The sequence below is a fragment of the Pectobacterium brasiliense genome (assembly GCF_016950255.1).
GTDB classification, from domain to species: Bacteria; Pseudomonadota; Gammaproteobacteria; order Enterobacterales; family Enterobacteriaceae; genus Pectobacterium; species Pectobacterium brasiliense.
Map to the genome: position 1 here is coordinate 1210817 of NZ_JACGFN010000001.1, position 16768 is coordinate 1227584.

Sequence of the window (16768 nt, forward strand, 5' to 3'; positions counted from 1 at the left end):
ACCACCTTCCAGTTCCACTATCACAACTAATCCGGTGAATTTACCATACATGCAGGTGGTATCTTTTCGATAGCATCCCGTCAGACTATGTGAGTATCTAGTCTGTCTGACTATGGAGAGTTCACATGGTCACATCGGATATTCAGGGAGCGAATCTTTTATTTTCCCAAGCCAGTAAGCACACTATTGCGCCAAATGAAGATACTTTCAAAATAGCACTTGAGAAAGCAAAGGATAGCGGGCAGACCTCCAGACACGAACCCAGCGCTAAAGTTGAACCTCAGCGTTCGAAAGCAGCACAGGAGTTTATGGATTGGGTCTCCACGCCTCATGAAGAAAGATTATTCTTCTCCGTACTCGCCTCCATGGGAATATCCAAGGAGCAATACGAGACAATGCCAGCAGAAGAACGCATGGCATTGGATCTCAAAGTACAAGAACGTATAAAAGAAATGGCGGAACAAGGTCAACAGCTCGCGTAATGCCTCTCCTCCGATAGGTATACGGGCGACACCTTAGCGTCATTAACCTTGCCGCCCGCCAAAGCGAGTCTGTGTATGAAGGGGAAAACATTACCATTTTCCCTACGCGAAAAATTCAAGAGGCTACTGAAAGCTCTTTATTTCTCTGAATTTCTTCGCTGAGTTCTTGCGAACGATAATATTGCAGCGCAGCAGGATCAGCAACGTATTCCACCTTACCGTGGTGTTCTTCAACGCATTGAATAATTTTGCTAAGGTCAGTTTTAAAGAACTCTTTGCGAAGATTGACTTTATTCATTCGCTCACCACTCAGCTTATTATGCAGTGCATATTCAAGAGCAGGAGCGTCGTCACAACTGATCATGGCATGTACGTCAAACTCAAATGGCACGCTAGCGCCACTTAGTTCACTAACACGATCGAGAGGCTCAAGGCGGCGAGTCATGCCGATTTTGTAGACGTTATCACCAAAAGATCCGATATTGGAAATGACATAAACATGTCCTTGTTTAGTCATCTGAGCCATCGATTTTGCACGCTCATATTGCTTATGGACATCTTCAATTTCTTGCACTAATTTCTGGCGAGTTTCTTCAAGTTCCTGGCGATGCTCTTCGTCAGCGGCCAATAGAGCTTCTTCCACAGCTTTACGGCGAGCTTCCAGCTCCTGCTCTTTTGCTTCCGCTTCCTGCTGCTGCATTTCGAGTTCTTCAGCCCTCTGACGTTCTTCACGCATCTGTCGTTTTATCTCGTTCTGAGCATCTCGCTCGTCCTGAGCGGCCTGAAGTGCCAGAACCTTATCACGAAACTCTTGTTCTACAGTTTTCCAATTGGAATGATCGCGAAGCTCAAAGAAATCATATTTCGCAATTAACGTTTGATAAATCGTTTTTTCTTTTTTGATATCTTCGAGTTTCTTCTCAAAGTTTTTTAGTGTTACAGATGCCAGTAGTGTTTTGCGTTTGTAACGGTAAGTATCATCGAGGACCTTCTGTATTTCTTCCTGCGCAGAGTGATGCTGCTCACGAAATACACTCTCAAAATCGAACGCAAAATCAACAGCTTTTCCAAAAATCGCTTTGCTTCTGCTTCTGTTTGATTCAATTATCTGCCTGAGCTCGTTTTTCAGATTATTATGTTCAACTTCACGAGCAATATCGCGATTTTTATATTTTTCAATTACTTCTTCTTTTTCTTCGATCTCAGCCGCGAGCGATTTTTTATTCCTTATTTCAAGATCTTCGACGACGCGAGCATGTTTGTTTTTCAAATATCGATACGTGATATAAGAGCCGATTAAAGCCCCTACACCCAAGACGATTAAGATTGGATAAAGTGCTTCCATTACAATTACCCCAGGGTTGGTCATAAAAATGGTCGCAAAAATATACCATAACCTCATCTGCAGCGCCCTACAGTCTGTTAAGTTGATTATTGATACATGGTTTGGCGTTCTTTCGTGGCAAGAGGTGCGCGCTCAAGAGTCCAAAGATCGCTCGGGCTTGACTAAATAGGAACCTAGTTTTGATCTTGGGCCACACCAGAAATCTATCGCCCTATTATTCATGGGAAACATGAAGATCTGTTTGCATTAGCGAAGAGGCATGGCATTAAACCCAACCCGCTCTATGAGCAGGGGTGTATCGAGATATAAATTTCACTCCATTGGCAGCGGCGGCGCTATTTCACTATGCACGTTGGATTCTTCCATACTGTTGACATGGGCGAAATTAGACGCGCCAGTAATTATCGTGAAGAAAAATTCACTCTGGAACGAATGGTTGCCCAATTTATGCAATTGCCAGATTTTCTCGATCTCGCGAGTGAAACGCAAAATGACTACCGTAAATATCTGCAAAAATAGTTCCAATTTTTGGAGGAATATCGCTGGATTCGATTAAGCCTGAGCACGTTAGGAAATACATGGATAAACGGTGGTGTGAAAAGCAAAACGCAGGCGAACAGGGAAAAGGCACTTATGTCCAGAGCTTCCCGGCGGTTGGTGATGAGAATAAAAACTCAAAAAATCGCATATTTAACAAACAAGCAAAAATCATCTTAGGAAGAATATTAGGAAAGGGGTTTTAGGCACAAAAAACCGCCTCTCGGCGGTCTACGACATTGCACATAAGCGATTGTTTTAATTCATTTTAAATCAATGGTGCCGGGGCGGGACTTGAAAAACAAACCCATCTTATTGAAAATAAAGATACATCATAAGTGAACATAGACGATATATCCTCATTTGTATACTCAGTCTTTTTCCCTTCACACCAGTGACTACTCGCCACACAATTCAACAGTGATGGTAAAAATGTTGCGATGCAAAATCTGATGTATAAATAACATCGGTACAACTTCATTCAGCGGTTAGATGCTATCGTGGTTTACTCTAGATAGCAAAACCGTTATCAAGACAGCGAGTGCATTTCTGGCAATCGGTTCACCGCCATCATCAGGTCTGAGATTCTTTAGGTTGCTCCCTAACCTCCATAAAATCAGAAGTAGCCACCTCGGTAGCAAACCAACTATCCCAGCCCTCCTCCGATGACGTAGTAACACGCAAGTGATCGATCGCAGTCGTATCTGCGTCTTTCACATCATCGGTTAATGCAGCAGTTTTTGAGATACTACTATTCCCTTTTCTCATTATCGCCCTTCTCCCGCCAAACGACACACAACATGCCGCATCCTCTTTTACATTACCAGATTAGCACTACAGACATCGTAGCCAAGAGATGAGTAATCTCCATCCCACATCCAGCCGGTCGATCACTACCTCGCCGCCAACATCCCCGGATAGTGTTTGGCGATAATATCGTTCATCCGATCGATCAAGTCAGGACGCTTAAAGATGAGATGCCCGGTGCCTTTCTGAAAGTAACGCACACTAAAGAACTCATCCTCGTATTCCTGCTGATGCGGATTATCACGGATATGGTCCATCATCCGAATGGTGACATCGCCCCGATTGTCGGGGATCGGTTTGCTATCCAGCAGATACAGCATACGCTCTAGATCGGCCAGTTGATCTCTTCGCCAGCCCCAGTTCAGGCCAAAGCCCCAGCGGTTATATGTCACCAGATTGCTGATGATGATTTTCTTGCCGAAGTAACAAGGGTGATTGCTCTTGTAATCCCACGATAGCCCTTTGAATACATTAAGCACGCCTCGTTCGAATACTTCATGCTTGCTCTGGTGAAGCCGTTCAAACGTACTAAGAATATTGGCTTCGCTGATAGCCGGGAGGTCACCCTCTTCCAAATTTTTGTGCCACTGGCTGCGGGCCTCGGCATCCATCAGCGACAGCATGCCGGATTTCAGCATCAGGTCGCGCCAGATATTGCGATCCAGCGTGCGGATGATGGCTGGCATCGCCTTGTTGGGTGCTTCTGTTAGCCAGCAATTATAGCGATGCCCCTGCTTTAACGCCCAGTCTTCAGCGGTGCCGCCACCAATAGTCGCTGTTAGTGTTGAAATCGCCTGTAGCTGGTTGAGGAGCTGTTCTATCTGTTGCAGCGCGGTATCACGTCCGATGAAAATGCGTTCGATATTGGTCGAGCAAATCAGCTCGGTGTGTTCGGTCAAAACCTCGGGTTCAATGTGCATAGTTTGTGGTCCATACATAAAAGCAAATGCGCCAGCCGGTAAGGGCTGGCGCATTATGCATAGGGTAGAAGGATAAACAGGTTTGGTGCGATGTGACTGGAAAGCGGTTCGCAATCTTTATGCCTTGAGCAAGCCGGTAGCACGTCTGGCACGGAGAACATCAACGGCGGTAAGAAAGGGCGATTGCTCCTGCCAGTTAAAGCCGTTGCGATCGATACGCACCAGTTCGTATTTTTCCACCAGAAAATTGATAGTATTTACCAACGTGATGCCAGCATCGATATGCGCCTGAATCACGTTCTCCTCGCAGAACGGCGTGTCGTTCAGCGTCAGGCCGTAGTGCTTTTCCAGCAGGTAGGTCAGGAGTTGTTGCCAGACGGCTATAGGTGACGCGCAGGATTGATCCTCCCGTGACGGGATTACAGGTGATGTTTGCATGGGAATACTCTCTTCAGGTTAAGTCGATAAAATCAGGGAAACGTTCAGAATGGGGAGAGAAGCAGCGGATTATTGTGTTGCCGCTGAAGAGGGATAAATAGCAATATACACGTAGCCAAAACTGCCCAGCGTATCGGCTTCACAGGTCCATTCGTTGCAATACAGCGTGACGCAACCCTGCTGCCGGGGATTAAGCTCACCCGTGCGTAGTTTCTGCTCCAACTGCTTAATCAGCTCAGGGAAGCAACATTCCAGACTTTGGGCTTCTGTTTTGCTAAACGTACCGACAATGCTGGCACGGTCTGCCAGATAGTGCAGACGGTTACCTTCCTGCACCAGTCTGGCTCCGAATCGCGGCGTGACGGCACGTTTTAGTCCCCATTCAGGGGTATCCGATGATGGCATGATTGTTTCCTTATAAAAGAGCGGTAATAAATGTGATCATCACAACCAGCCACGTTCAGCGAATGACACTACCTCAGCACCGCCGACAACCAGATGATCGAGGACTCTGACGTCGAGTTGTGACAGTGATTCCTTCAGCTTGTCGGTGATATGGCGGTCAGCCTGACTGGGCTCGGCACAGCCGGAAGGATGATTGTGTGCCAGTATCACGGCGGCGGCATTATGGCGCAGTGAGGCTTTGAGGATTTCACGCGGATGCACTTCGGTACTGTTGATACCACCCAGCGCGATAACTTCCTTTTCTATCAGACGGTTTTGGTTATCCAGGTACAGCACCATAAAGACTTCACGCTCCAGACTGCTGAGTTCCAGCAGTAACCAGCTTTTGGTGTCCTCAGAGGTTTTGAACTGTCGCGCATTTTTACGCACGCGTTTTTCCAACAGGCACAACGCCATCTGGATGATGCGTTGCTCTCTGGACGCAATACTGCCTGCCAATGAATTGCATGACATGGTGATTCCTTGTAATTGAACAGAAAGAGAGGAATGAATAGAAAAAGAGCAGGTCAGAGTAGCAATCCTATTCTTTTCAGTAACTGATATCCCTTGGCGTACTCATAGCAGCCAGTGACTGCTATGGCGCAAGGGAAAGCACGTGAGTTGGCCCATCAGATAACCTGTGGACCAGTAATTTTCAGAGCAAATAAACAACACAACGTTAGGGGGCGGCAAGTGCAGAAAGCGAGCTGTATCCACGTTTGATATCACAGTGCTTTGCATTAGCATCAATCAGGGACTGTCCCAACTTTTTGACAAGCAACGTTGCTGGATACTGATAGCTCCACCCCATTGGGTTATGATCAAAGGTGCCATCGTTATAATAGAAATGAAAAACAAATGAGCCTGTTCGATAATCCAGCATATTGGAAATCGCTTTTGCCAGATTAGCCGAATGCAGACTATCCATGAGCGTTTTAGCGTGGTCAGCATTGTTATTCATTTGATGAATACCATCAGGATAATACTGCACGGTCATTCCTGTTGCGCCTTCGACATTATCACCGTAAATACCTTTCAGGTAGTACCGAATATTTAACTGATTGTCTTTGGCATAACACGTCAGAACGAATTTCTCCGTGTTGCGTCCCTTTTTTCCGACAATGACAAAATCATCAACACCTGCCGCTATTTGGTTGTGTCTAACATCAACGGTGTCAACAACCGCGTTCTTATAGCTAATTGGCTTGGGATCATAAGCAGCGGCATACAACTGAGAACTCCATAGCGATATAGCCAATAGCGTGGTTATCATTATATTTTTCATATAAATAGTTCCTTATAATGCCCTGTTGTTATTTTTCATCTGCGAGCGTGACATAGATGGCGTTGTCTGCTCGTATCTCAATCGTTAACGGTTGTTTAAAACCGGAATTCATCAATGCATAGGCCTGATAAAAACGCCCTTTAACTTCTTCTTTTACATCAGTAACACGAATGCAATGCTCTTCAATTCCCTGACGTTTCATAATTTTTGTAACAACAGGGCAGGCACTTTGCGCCAGACGATCTGTCCCTGACTGACTTTTAAAATGGTTACCAATCAACACTGAGAGGACAGTACAAAGCAGCCATACCTGCAATAAACGCCACGGTTTTCCTTGCCTTTCATCACGCTGGCGCAGATAGACCATTGGCAATACAAACCACCAGACTGCCGGTGCCTCTTTTTCCTGTTTCATCAGTTGCAGACGATCCAGTAATACCCAAACCAGAGAGAAGGCGGTATAGAGCGTTAGGGCTATTTGTTGTGGCAGAAAAATTGCGGAAATGGCCCAGATAGCGGGAAGCCCGATAGCCATAGACCAGGCGTGACTATCATATTTGGAAAGCGGATACGGTTTAAACATAGTGAAGTTACCCTTTGAAAGTGAAAAAATGAATGAAATAGGAAAATAATCCTTATTAACCAGTTAATTGTATTGAGTGGCAGAAGGAGTGGCTTTAGCTGGCTGATGAAAGATCGTATAGGGATAGCGCAAGGAGAGATAATCGTTAATTCAGATCGATATATATAAATCGATCGTCATTATCTATCATAAAAACGATCGATAATTATTTATCAATCGACATAAACTATCATAAATCAATGTTCGATCGTTAAAACAGATCATAACGAAAGTGATAACGCCACCATAGAAAAGGAATTAAAAGAAGATATGCCAAAGTGATTTAGCCAGTGAAATCAGACGTTCTCTTACTGTTAACAGAACTGTTGAAAATGCCTTGGAAGTAAGTATGTTGCCGATTGTCTCATCAAATATGTCGCCAACCGCATCGGCAAAACGCTCACGTGCACTGCCAATCACTTTTTCTGTTCTATACACGGTTCCCAGTCGGCCGACAACGACACCACTGGCTCTGGCTGGTAATGCCATGATGAATGTTTCCACCCACTGGTGCAGGTTGTACCCTTCCGAAGCAGAAACAGCCAAAACAGGGTGTACAGGTTTAAAGGTTGATTCCACTCGCCCTGTCTTGAGCGTCAGATTTTTATACTGACTCTCAGAAGGGCGATTATTCTTCCACTCGCGACAAGGTTCAATTTTGTCCGCCTGGCTGAGCACAAAAAGAAATCTGGCCGGGTCAGCACCAGCCTGAAGGAGTTTTCGGTAACATTGGATATCCTCATTCCAGGCGCGTTCATCTGCTTTCAGCACCCAGATAATCAAATCCAACTTCTCAGCCCATTCCTGATAAAGACGAGAATAGACTTTGTCGAGCCCTGGCGTTTCACCCACACCAGGAAAATCAATAAGGCTGAGGGTATGTAACTTGTAACTTACCTGATAACGTTGAATGCGCCGGGTACAGCCATTGACAGCATCCACTTTGGCAGGAGGAGGACTGAAAAGAGTATTACACAGGCTGGACTTGCCAGCGCCACTTTTTCCCATCAAACCAATAACAGGAGCATAATAAATAACCTTATCAAGCTGATAGCAAATACGGCCAGCGATATCATCGGGTAACGATGAAAGTACAGGTGTAAGTAATACGAATGGTTGAGATATCTGTTTCATTTTATATCCTGCAATAATTACATTATCGAATATCACAGGAATAATGTATTTCTAAAAAATAATTCAACTGCAATTAGGATAATTTATAAAGTTCTTTGAATAACTCACGACCTTTTAAATTAAACCTTTCCTTATTAGATGAAACCGTAACACCCAGAATAGCATCTTTATTCTGAGATAGATTCTTTTGAATTTTTTTATCGTTAATTATTTCTTGCCAAGCTTGAGGCTCTCGCAATACGGGAATAAAAAAGCAGCCCTTATCATTACCCAGTTGTTTCCTATCAAAAATTGGTGCAACGCCTACATACCTATTAGGGATGGTCCGCTCCCACTGTTTATTGATAAGATCCGTTTGTCTCAGATAGCGAATATTGAAAAAATCATAACGACCATCATGCTTATCCCACAAATCTTGAGTAATAATAAACGGTTGATATACTAAATGATATGCTATATTTAATGCATTCTTATCGATTAAAGATATCCTTCCCTCAAACTCTGTTTTTAGCAAAATAATATAATATTCATTTTTTGGTAATGGAATGTACTTTTTTGTTACTTCCCCATAAAAATCATCATATATAGCAGCATTGATACTTTCATGAATCATGCCATTGTAATATTCGTTACGTTTGGTTTCAAGAGTTAAAGGAGAAATAGCAAGGCCGAATTGCTCCGATAATAGAAAAGATTGCGGTTTTGGTCTGTAGACTTCATAAATCATTAGCCCTGATTTTATTATCGCTTTTTCCCGATTGCGTTCCATTTCCTGCCTGATTAACCCTTCGAGATATCCTGACTTTGTCACCCCCTGTTCTGCTGCAGCCTTTGTCACCCAGTCATAGGTTGTCGTATTGGAAAAGTAGGTTGTAATTTTATGCTTGCTTGCCATGTTCGATTGACCTTTAACTGCTAGATACTTCGTTATAGTAAGTCACTTTATTATATAAATCAAATATAAAGTAGGTCACTAAGAAGTGGCCTACTTTTAAACAAAACTATTTTATACAATGAGTTGTAATTAATCACACTGTTAAAAGCTGACGATAAAGCATATCCAAGGAAAGTCACCTTTTCCCCCGCAGATCCTTGCTCAGTAAGCGGTTCTGTAAAAAATTACGCCACAGACCATCAGTTGTAATCACAGAAATGCGGCTCCTCCCCACTAATGCGTCAGACGAAAAATCGGTGCTATGGCTAGGCAAAAAAACGATCATTCACAACATCAGAAGCCCGATGTGCAAAACCATTACTGGCAAAGAGATGCGCCTGCACGTAACTTCCTTAAAGTTTTTATGGGAGAGCAAGAATAGATAACTCCAGAGTAAAAATTCGTCGTCAAAAGGCAAAAATCGGGTACAGAGGCCAGGTAATACCGCGCTTCTTCGATTTTGAGGGTAAGGAACATCTATCGGATTGGATAATATCTATTAAAGAAGAGATTAATATACATAACGCTATGATGATAAGCATTAGACCCTATTTTAATCATCATCAATGACAAGTAAGACATCGTACATGCATACCTTATGCTGGGAGGCGTAGATACTTGAGTCATATGGGGTGGGACAACCTTGGTATCAGGTGTACAGCAGTCATTTATAGTAACAGAACGATGAGTACTGACCATTACCACTAACCTCGATATTTTATTTTTCAAAGGAATGTGCATTGTCTGAAACCAACATTCATTGAGACAATGCCATGAATAAAATTCCCCCTGAAAAATATAATAATTATTACCTTTATAAAATTAAAAAGACGCTGGAGTTAGCGGTGCTAGCTCACCATAGAACTCTTGTTGTTCGCGTTGATTTGCATTTCCCTGATAATGTTCATATTGAAAATAATAAGGCCATTAGCGCCTTTACACCGGCCCTAGAATCTCGACTCATAGCCAAATACAAACGACAGGTAAAGAAAAATCCCGGTAAACAGATTCATCAGTCAGACCTGCACTACGTCTGGGTCAGGGAGCAAAATCAATGTGGTACCAAAATCCATTATCACGCACTGCTCATGTTCAATAAAGATGTGTTCTATACGCTCGGTGATTACACACAAAGAGGAAATTTGGCTGATATGATCATTCAGGCATGGTGCAGCGCATTGAATCTGGATGCAGAGAAACACCGCACACTTGTCACATTCCCCACAAATCCTTGTTATTACCTGTATTGGGCAGACGCAAGCAAAGGTACCAACTTTGACGCCATAAATAGCCGCATTGAGTATATGGCGAAACACCGAGACAAGCAGTACAGCAGGAAAGTACGCACAATGGGATGCTCAGCCTAATGCTAAGCAATTCATAGAAACAATCCGCATCTTAATGATCACACTGGCTATTATCGAAAACGTAGCCAGTGGATCATCACATTTGGTATTTAGTTTTTTACGCAGTCTTCCATCCACTGAGGAGGGCTGTATTTTACATCAATCATCAGTCATTCCTCCTTTAACTTACTGACTTAAAGGAGATTTATCATGAGCAATACTACATCCTTATTGAACGATCAGCTTGTCGACATGGCGTTTATCACGAAATTTACACAACTTACCGATAAGTGGTTTTACAAACTGATTCAGGAAGGTGCATTCCCAAAACCGATCAAGCTCGGACGTAGCTCCCGCTGGCTGAAAAGTGAAGTAGAAGCCTGGGTGCAGCAGCGTATTGAACAATCTCGCCAGTAGTCACGTCTTCATTCTCCCCTTTTTACCAAAACGCGAATAGCAGGACACCATCCGATGTTATTCAGCGAAGATTGGCTGTCTGTTATTCAGCATATTGGAGACATTTTTCAAGTGATACCTAACACGACGCTATCCACGTTGCTTGATAAGTACCAGAGGCATTCTGCCAGTAAAGGTCAGTCACCAGCCAACCCTTTGGGCAATGATTGACGAATAGGTTTTCTTCGCCTGCTTTGGTTACTGGAGAGATTATTACCCTGCTTGATATTGATAAATTTATAAGGACACCCTGCCCATCCATCGTCAATACCTTACAAATAGACGGCCATCTCACAACCCTAACGCAAACTTTCAGCATAACTGCGCATTCTGCGCAATTTCTTGCTCACTTTCTGGTGGAAATCACTTTTTGCGCAATGGATGCCGTTTTTTCACGAGGTCTGCGCAATTTATTGCTCAAATTTGGCTTAGGGAAAATTTGAGTTAAGAAAATTAACAGTAAAAACAATCAAATGAAAATTGGCATACGAATTGCTATGCAGAGCGTGAAGTTACTCATTACGTTCAACAACAAGGAGCAAGACTATGCCAACTCCATGCTATATCAGCATCGAAGGTAAAACGCAGGGCAACATCACCGCAGGGGCTTTCACGTCTGATTCTGTCGGCAACATCTATGTGGAAGGCCACGAAGACGAAATGCTGGTTCAGGAATTCAAACACATCGTCACCGTACCGACCGACCCGCAGTCTGGTCAGCCCTCCGGCCAGCGCGTACACAAACCGTTCAAATTCACCGTGGCACTGAACAAAGCCGTTCCGCTGATGTACAACGCCCTGGCCTCCGGTGAAATGCTGCCGACCGTGACCCTGAAATGGTATCGCACCTCGGTGGAAGGGAAGCAGGAACATTTCTTCTCTACCGTGCTGACCGATGCCACCATCGTGGACATCGACTGCAAAATGCCACACTGCCAGGACCCGTCAAAACTGGACTACACCCAGTTAATCGAAGTGTCGCTGGCCTACCGCAAGGTTGACTGGGAACACACGGTTGCCGGTACCTCCGGCTCTGACGACTGGCGTACACCGGTCGAAGCGTAATCTTTCTGTTTCTTTACCCGGGCTTGTCCCGGGTTTTCTGCGTGCACTACCCTGAGGTCTGATTCTCCCAGACCTGAGTGCAGACAACACGGTGTTCATCACGGGAAGCGAGGGAATAAACGTGGCAAACAGTACAGGATTACAGTTTACGGTAAAGGTCGGTGCATTGCCCGCCTCGACGTTTGCCGTGGTGGATTTTCAGCTCAGCGAGGCGCTTAACCAGCCGTTTGCCCTGTCGCTGAATCTGGCGAGTGCCTTGTCGGATGTCGATTTTGGCGCCGTGCTCGACCAGCCGTGCGAACTGCTGGTGTGGTACGAAGGCGAACTGAAACGGCGCGTCAGCGGGATTATCAGTGCCTTCGCACAGGGCGACACCGGCTTTCGCCGCACACGTTATCAGGCAGAGGTTCGCCCGGCACTGTGGCGGCTGGGGCTGCGTACCAATGCCCGCATCTTTCAGGCGCAAAAGCCGGAGGCCATTATCGGTACGTTGCTGGAAGAGTCTGGCATTACCGATTATGCCTTTGCATTGCGTCACGACCACGCCCCGCGCGAATACTGCGTACAGTATCGTGAGAGTGATTTGGCGTTTGTCACCCGTCTGGCAGCGGAAGAAGGGCTGTACTTCTTCCATGAGTTTGAAGAAGGCAAGCACCGCGTCGTCTTTTCGGATGATGCCGGGGCGCTCAGCAAAGGTCCGGAATTGTTCTTCAACCTCGCCACGCACGGACTGAGCGAAGGCGAATATGTCCGCCGCTTCCGCTACGCCGAAGCCGTCAGTACCGCCGAGGTCGCCCTCAAGGATTACAGCTTCAAAACCCCCGCCTACGGCCTACTGCACAGCAAGATGAGCGGCGAATTAGTGCACCAGCGCGAAAGCTATCAGCACTTCGATTACCCCGGTCGTTTTAAACAAGACCCGAGCGGTAAGGCTTTCACCGGCTATCGGCTGGATGCGTTACGCGCGAATGCCATGACCGGTTCGGGTGAGTCTAATGCCGCCATGCTGATGCCGGGCAGCAGTTTTACCCTGACTGAGCACCCCAATCCGACACTCAATGCTGTCTGGCAACTGGTTGCCATCACGCACAGCGGGCAGCAGCCGCAGGCGCTGGAAGAAGAAAGCGGCGGTGAACCGACCACCTACAGCAACAGCTTTGAGGTCATCAGTTCCAAAAGTACCTGGCGTGCCGATTTACCGTACAAACCGATGGTGGATGGTCCGCAAATTGCCACCGTTGTCGGCCCGGCGGGTGAGGAAATCTACTGTGACGAATATGGTCGCATCAAATTGCAATTCCCGTGGGACCGCTACGGCTCCAGTGACGACCAGAGCTCCTGTTGGGTACGCGTTAGCCAGGGCTGGGCGGGTGGTCAGTACGGCTTGATTGCCATCCCGCGTATCGGCCATGAAGTGATTGTCAGCTTCCTTGAAGGCGACCCGGACCAGCCCATTGTGACGGGCAGAACCTTTCATGCCACCAATCCCTCGCCGTATACGTTGCCGGAGCATAAGACCAAAATGGTGATTCGCTCCGACACGCATCAGGGAGACGGCTACAACGAACTGTCTTTTGAAGACGAGTCAGGGCGGGAGAACATCCATCTTCACGCCCAGAAAGACATGTCGGTCAAGATATTGCACGACATGACGACGCGGGTCGATGCCAGCAAGGTAGAAAGTATCGGCGATAACCGCAGTACCGAAATCGGTCAACATCACCAGCACCGGGTCGGTGGCAATATGAACCTGACGATAGGCGGCCAGGGGCTCGGGTTGCTGGGCGGGTTGTTCAGCCTGATAGCCAACAGCGGTAAATTCATGAAAAAGGAATCGGCCAAAGTGGGTGAGCCCGGTGTGGAGCAGTTCGCCGATGATATCAATAAGGTGGGTGCAGCGGCAGAAACGTTATCATTGACGGCGGGAAAATCGTTTACCGACGCCGGCGGATTCAAAAGTAAAGCCGGGCTGGATTTGGCCTCAAAAGGCACCTCATTGGCCGGACTGCTTTCCAGTCTGATGCCCGGTTCCGGTATTTTTAACACCGTCGTCGAAAAGTTTCGCTCGGATACCACCGGGATTGCCAGTACCGAACAGGTTGGCCTATATAAAAACACGCTGGTAGGTCACACCCAGACGCTGTCGGTCGGACAGGTGCTTAAACTGCTGGTCGGCGATAAGTACGATATCGAGAGCAAAAGCTCCATCTTCTCCCGTACCAAAAAACATACGCTATACGCCAAAGAGAAAATGGTGATTGGCGGGCCGGGCGGCACAATTACTATTGATGACAGCGGTATCACTATTCAGGCGAAAAGCATCAAGCTGAAAGCGCCGTCTATCGACATGTCTGGGGGAGCCGCAGAGCAGGCGGCAGCGCTAAGCAGTGACAAGCCGTTCACGGAAGAGTGTCCGTACAAGAAAAAATAAGGAGTCAGGATGCTGGAAAATCCCTATGACGCGGTGAGTGACGGCCTGAAACAGGTGGTATTTACCCCGGCGACCACAATGGTGGATGAACAAGAACACGCTCTCTATACCTATCTGTTGCTCAATGCAGCAGCCAGCCCGGACATCGCCATCTGTCTGGAGGGGTTCGCGCCACCTTACCGTTCGCTGTTTGATGTATCGGTACTGGATAGTCTGGGTCACGTTGCGCCGTATCTGGTTCAGATTGACGCCCACAGTGATGTGCTTGACTGGTGGCTGGCCGAAGGCTATATGCAGCAATGGGGCATAATGGTGCGTAGCACGCTACCGCTGATACCGCTGGTCAGGCATTTCAAAAAGTTCACCAAAGTCATCAATAACGGCAAAACCTACTTTTTCCGCTTTTATCAGCCTAAAACCTTTAATCAGTTTATTCCGCAACTGACGCCCGCGCAGCAGACAGACTTCTTCGCCCCGCTGTATGCCGTCTATGCCGAAACGCTCAATGAGCCAGAACAACTCATGCGTTACACCCATGATGTCGGCGGATTACAGACGGCGCAACTGATAGTACCGGTTACGCTATCACCTGAGGAGAGCATGACGCATGTGGCAGTTTAATGACCTGCAAATGGAATCACACCTGATGAGTGACGAGGATTTCTCCCGCTGGTTTGTTGATGAGGTGATGGAGGAAACGCTGCCGGAGCACAAAGAGGGGCATACGCCAGAAACGCTGTACACCATGACGCGGAATGGTCGGGAGATAGCGAAAAAACTCGATATTCATAAACCGACCAATCAGGCGAAGTTTTTGTATTTCATGTGGGGCGTCGGGTCGAATTTCTTCGAGTTTGACGGCTTTAAGCAAATCCTGGCGGATACGACGCGGAAGGAAGATGAACGTCTGGACGCGCTGTTTACCGAAGTCAGCGAAGACCAGGGTGTAGATGCCCTCATGAACAGCCACCCTAATTACTGGTTTCCGAGTCTGAAAACATTTATCCGTCTGGATTAAGGGACAATCATGGCGAATATCAGAAAGCAAAGCGACAGCCCAGCACTGGAAGCCGATCGCAAGAAACTGGCTGAGCTTGAATCACAGTATGGTGAATTGCTGGTTGATGGTGGTCTCGCCGTTGCTGGCGCAATCCCCCCGCCAGCTGGAACGGTAGCCGATGCTGCTGCATTGGGACGTTCGTTATACAAATTGGACTGGAGTGGTGCCGCACTAGATGCTCTGGGGTTTATCCCAGTTATTGGTGACGGTATTAAAGGCGGCAAAATAGCAGCCAAGGTAGAGAAGCTTGCAGAGGCTGTCTCCGCAGCGAAAACAGCATTAACAAAAAAAATATTTACAACAACAAGAAAAAATGCAGAGAAGTACTGGAAGGAGTTGATAGCAAAGAGAAAAAAAGAAAAACTAGATAAAGAATTGAGTAATTGTAAAGATGAGAAATGCAAAAAACTGGCTCGTGAAAAATTTGAAAATGATAAATCCATGGACCCTGGTCGATTACCTTCTTCCGATAAAGGGAAGTGGGTAGACAAAGATGGCAACCCTAGTCCTCCAGGGACTGGGAAATATATGCCAGACCCAGAGAAAAATCCAAGTCTGTATGCTGCCGTACAGCGGCATGGAAAAGATGGGATCACGTTTAAAGACGGACATCCAGACTTCTCAGATTTTCCTCCACTAAAGGACGGAAAAGTGATGGGTAAGGACGGTAAACCTTACCAAGTAGAAGTTGATATGCAGGGGAAAAAATCGGATTTTACCAAAGCTAAAAACGCATTAAAGGAAAAAGAAGATGTAACCCTTACTAAAGCAGATTCGGAATATGGTGTCTGGCATCATGAACCTGATGGTGTAACAATGAGTTATGTTGATAAAAGAGTGCATCATTCCTTTAAGGATGCCGAAACTGGGACTGTTAACTCGGGAACTCCTCATAAAGGTGGAGATTCGATGTGGCGTAGCGAGGATTATTAAATGACTATTGAAAAATCTGATCTTGATAACTGGGATATGGATGAACCCGATTTTACTCCAGATGTGAATAGAGTAAATGCATCTATAGCGTTTATTCAAAACGAGTTGGGGGTAGTGCTTTCTAACGAAATGCAAGAGCTGATGTTTTTAACAAATGACAAGCCTATTGGTCCGGTTGATGATATTGACAGTGTTTTGGCAAAATACAACGATGGAAGCAGAATTATCGGAATAGATATTATTTACAGTAGTAATTCCATTGTAGAATATACCAGGCTATCTCAGGAGTCTATTTACGAATCCCGTTCATTATTGCCCAATGGATTAATAGTTATTGGTTCTAGTTATGATGGAGCATCAGACTCCAGTATTGTTTATGACATTAGGAATAGTTCACCAACCTATCAACACATTTTTAATTGGCGATATTATGTCGATAATCTGGTTGTAGGTGAAGGGTTAGGGCTTATTGCTCGTTCATTGAAAGAGTTCTTAAGTATGCCAACATCGGAAGATGAGTTGTAATTTA

The 16768-nt window shown here is 45.9% G+C and carries 20 protein-coding genes; 10 read left to right on the top strand and 10 right to left on the bottom strand.

What is annotated here, in order from left to right; all coding sequences use genetic code 11:
- Positions 1–125: 125 nt before the first annotated feature.
- Positions 126–482, top strand: coding sequence for a hypothetical protein (locus H4F65_RS05460; RefSeq protein ID WP_010279475.1), 357 nt, complete (start codon positions 126–128; stop codon positions 480–482).
- Positions 483–597: 115 nt separating this feature from the next.
- On the opposite strand, the gene H4F65_RS05465 is transcribed toward H4F65_RS05460, so the two are convergent.
- Positions 598–1827 (bottom strand): GIY-YIG nuclease family protein, encoded by a 1230-nt coding sequence (locus H4F65_RS05465; RefSeq protein WP_010279472.1) that lies wholly within the window; start codon positions 1825–1827, stop codon positions 598–600.
- Between the two features lie 312 nt (positions 1828–2139).
- Positions 2140–2340: a hypothetical protein gene (locus H4F65_RS05475; RefSeq protein WP_199559759.1), complete on the bottom strand. Its 201-nt coding sequence runs from the start codon at positions 2338–2340 to the stop codon at positions 2140–2142.
- Between the two features lie 65 nt (positions 2341–2405).
- Here H4F65_RS05475 and H4F65_RS05480 point away from each other — a divergent pair, with 65 nt between their 5' ends.
- Positions 2406–2570 carry a hypothetical protein gene (locus H4F65_RS05480; protein WP_010279468.1) on the top strand — a complete coding sequence of 55 codons (165 nt, stop codon included), beginning with the start codon at positions 2406–2408 and terminating at the stop codon, positions 2568–2570.
- A gap of 687 nt (positions 2571–3257) precedes the next feature.
- On the opposite strand, the gene H4F65_RS05485 is transcribed toward H4F65_RS05480, so the two are convergent.
- The 8 genes from H4F65_RS05485 to H4F65_RS05520 all read right to left on the bottom strand — a co-directional run bounded on the left by H4F65_RS05485 (position 3258) and on the right by H4F65_RS05520 (position 8909).
- Positions 3258–4091, bottom strand: coding sequence for a DUF4942 domain-containing protein (locus tag H4F65_RS05485; protein ID WP_010279463.1), 834 nt, complete (start codon positions 4089–4091; stop codon positions 3258–3260).
- A 117-nt stretch (positions 4092–4208) separates the two neighbouring features.
- Positions 4209–4529, bottom strand: a complete 321-nt coding sequence (locus tag H4F65_RS05490; protein WP_010279460.1) for a TA system toxin CbtA family protein — start codon at positions 4527–4529, stop codon at positions 4209–4211.
- A 69-nt stretch (positions 4530–4598) separates the two neighbouring features.
- Positions 4599–4934 (bottom strand): type IV toxin-antitoxin system YeeU family antitoxin, encoded by a 336-nt coding sequence (locus tag H4F65_RS05495; RefSeq protein ID WP_010279457.1) that lies wholly within the window; start codon positions 4932–4934, stop codon positions 4599–4601.
- 39 nt (positions 4935–4973) lie between these two features.
- Complete coding sequence (radC, locus tag H4F65_RS05500) at positions 4974–5447, bottom strand: RadC family protein (RefSeq protein ID WP_010279454.1); 474 nt, start codon at positions 5445–5447, stop codon at positions 4974–4976.
- A gap of 205 nt (positions 5448–5652) precedes the next feature.
- Entirely contained in the window at positions 5653–6258 is a 606-nt protein-coding gene (locus H4F65_RS05505) for a hypothetical protein (protein ID WP_010279451.1), read from the bottom strand.
- A gap of 28 nt (positions 6259–6286) precedes the next feature.
- Complete coding sequence (locus tag H4F65_RS05510; RefSeq protein WP_010279446.1) at positions 6287–6841, bottom strand: hypothetical protein; 555 nt, start codon at positions 6839–6841, stop codon at positions 6287–6289.
- 297 nt (positions 6842–7138) lie between these two features.
- Entirely contained in the window at positions 7139–8014 is an 876-nt protein-coding gene (locus tag H4F65_RS05515; protein ID WP_010279443.1) for a GTPase family protein, read from the bottom strand.
- Positions 8015–8087: 73 nt separating this feature from the next.
- Positions 8088–8909, bottom strand: coding sequence for a hypothetical protein (locus H4F65_RS05520; protein WP_010279440.1), 822 nt, complete (start codon positions 8907–8909; stop codon positions 8088–8090).
- Positions 8910–9721: 812 nt separating this feature from the next.
- On the opposite strand from H4F65_RS05520, the gene H4F65_RS05525 reads away from it, so the two are divergent.
- The 8 genes from H4F65_RS05525 to H4F65_RS05560 all read left to right on the top strand — a co-directional run bounded on the left by H4F65_RS05525 (position 9722) and on the right by H4F65_RS05560 (position 16764).
- Positions 9722–10315 (top strand): inovirus Gp2 family protein, encoded by a 594-nt coding sequence (locus H4F65_RS05525; RefSeq protein ID WP_010279436.1) that lies wholly within the window; start codon positions 9722–9724, stop codon positions 10313–10315.
- 189 nt (positions 10316–10504) lie between these two features.
- Positions 10505–10711 carry a helix-turn-helix transcriptional regulator gene (locus tag H4F65_RS05530; protein WP_010279434.1) on the top strand — a complete coding sequence of 69 codons (207 nt, stop codon included), beginning with the start codon at positions 10505–10507 and terminating at the stop codon, positions 10709–10711.
- A 585-nt stretch (positions 10712–11296) separates the two neighbouring features.
- Positions 11297–11815, top strand: a complete 519-nt coding sequence (locus H4F65_RS05535; RefSeq protein WP_005967076.1) for an Hcp family type VI secretion system effector — start codon at positions 11297–11299, stop codon at positions 11813–11815.
- Between the two features lie 121 nt (positions 11816–11936).
- Positions 11937–14246, top strand: a complete 2310-nt coding sequence (locus H4F65_RS05540) for a type VI secretion system Vgr family protein (RefSeq protein WP_010279424.1) — start codon at positions 11937–11939, stop codon at positions 14244–14246.
- A gap of 9 nt (positions 14247–14255) precedes the next feature.
- The gene (locus tag H4F65_RS05545; RefSeq protein WP_010279422.1) at positions 14256–14867 is read left to right on the top strand and encodes a DUF4123 domain-containing protein; all 612 of its coding nucleotides are present in this window, start codon (positions 14256–14258) and stop codon (positions 14865–14867) included.
- The gene (locus H4F65_RS05550; RefSeq protein WP_010279420.1) at positions 14854–15264 is read left to right on the top strand and encodes a hypothetical protein; all 411 of its coding nucleotides are present in this window, start codon (positions 14854–14856) and stop codon (positions 15262–15264) included. Before H4F65_RS05545 ends, H4F65_RS05550 begins: the two co-directional genes overlap by 14 nt.
- Before the next feature lie 9 nt (positions 15265–15273).
- A complete protein-coding gene (locus tag H4F65_RS05555; RefSeq protein WP_010279417.1) occupies positions 15274–16239 on the top strand; it encodes an HNH endonuclease in 966 nt (321 codons plus the stop codon).
- Positions 16240–16764 carry an SMI1/KNR4 family protein gene (locus H4F65_RS05560; RefSeq protein ID WP_010279414.1) on the top strand — a complete coding sequence of 175 codons (525 nt, stop codon included), beginning with the start codon at positions 16240–16242 and terminating at the stop codon, positions 16762–16764.
- Positions 16765–16768 lie beyond the last annotated feature (4 nt).

Coding starts and splice junctions, on each gene's coding strand:
- H4F65_RS05510 (WP_010279446.1), bottom strand. CDS start 6,841: ATGTTTAAACCGTATCCGCTTTCCAAATATGATAGTCACGCCTGGTCT.
- H4F65_RS05465 (WP_010279472.1), bottom strand. CDS start 1,827: ATGGAAGCACTTTATCCAATCTTAATCGTCTTGGGTGTAGGGGCTTTA.
- H4F65_RS05460 (WP_010279475.1), top strand. CDS start 126: ATGGTCACATCGGATATTCAGGGAGCGAATCTTTTATTTTCCCAAGCC.
- H4F65_RS05495 (WP_010279457.1), bottom strand. CDS start 4,934: ATGCCATCATCGGATACCCCTGAATGGGGACTAAAACGTGCCGTCACG.
- H4F65_RS05520 (WP_010279440.1), bottom strand. CDS start 8,909: ATGGCAAGCAAGCATAAAATTACAACCTACTTTTCCAATACGACAACC.
- H4F65_RS05480 (WP_010279468.1), top strand. CDS start 2,406: ATGGATAAACGGTGGTGTGAAAAGCAAAACGCAGGCGAACAGGGAAAA.
- H4F65_RS05545 (WP_010279422.1), top strand. CDS start 14,256: ATGCTGGAAAATCCCTATGACGCGGTGAGTGACGGCCTGAAACAGGTG.
- H4F65_RS05555 (WP_010279417.1), top strand. CDS start 15,274: ATGGCGAATATCAGAAAGCAAAGCGACAGCCCAGCACTGGAAGCCGAT.
- H4F65_RS05530 (WP_010279434.1), top strand. CDS start 10,505: ATGAGCAATACTACATCCTTATTGAACGATCAGCTTGTCGACATGGCG.
- H4F65_RS05505 (WP_010279451.1), bottom strand. CDS start 6,258: ATGAAAAATATAATGATAACCACGCTATTGGCTATATCGCTATGGAGT.
- H4F65_RS05525 (WP_010279436.1), top strand. CDS start 9,722: ATGAATAAAATTCCCCCTGAAAAATATAATAATTATTACCTTTATAAA.
- H4F65_RS05560 (WP_010279414.1), top strand. CDS start 16,240: ATGACTATTGAAAAATCTGATCTTGATAACTGGGATATGGATGAACCC.
- H4F65_RS05515 (WP_010279443.1), bottom strand. CDS start 8,014: ATGAAACAGATATCTCAACCATTCGTATTACTTACACCTGTACTTTCA.
- H4F65_RS05535 (WP_005967076.1), top strand. CDS start 11,297: ATGCCAACTCCATGCTATATCAGCATCGAAGGTAAAACGCAGGGCAAC.
- H4F65_RS05550 (WP_010279420.1), top strand. CDS start 14,854: ATGTGGCAGTTTAATGACCTGCAAATGGAATCACACCTGATGAGTGAC.
- H4F65_RS05485 (WP_010279463.1), bottom strand. CDS start 4,091: ATGCACATTGAACCCGAGGTTTTGACCGAACACACCGAGCTGATTTGC.
- H4F65_RS05490 (WP_010279460.1), bottom strand. CDS start 4,529: ATGCAAACATCACCTGTAATCCCGTCACGGGAGGATCAATCCTGCGCG.
- radC (WP_010279454.1), bottom strand. CDS start 5,447: ATGTCATGCAATTCATTGGCAGGCAGTATTGCGTCCAGAGAGCAACGC.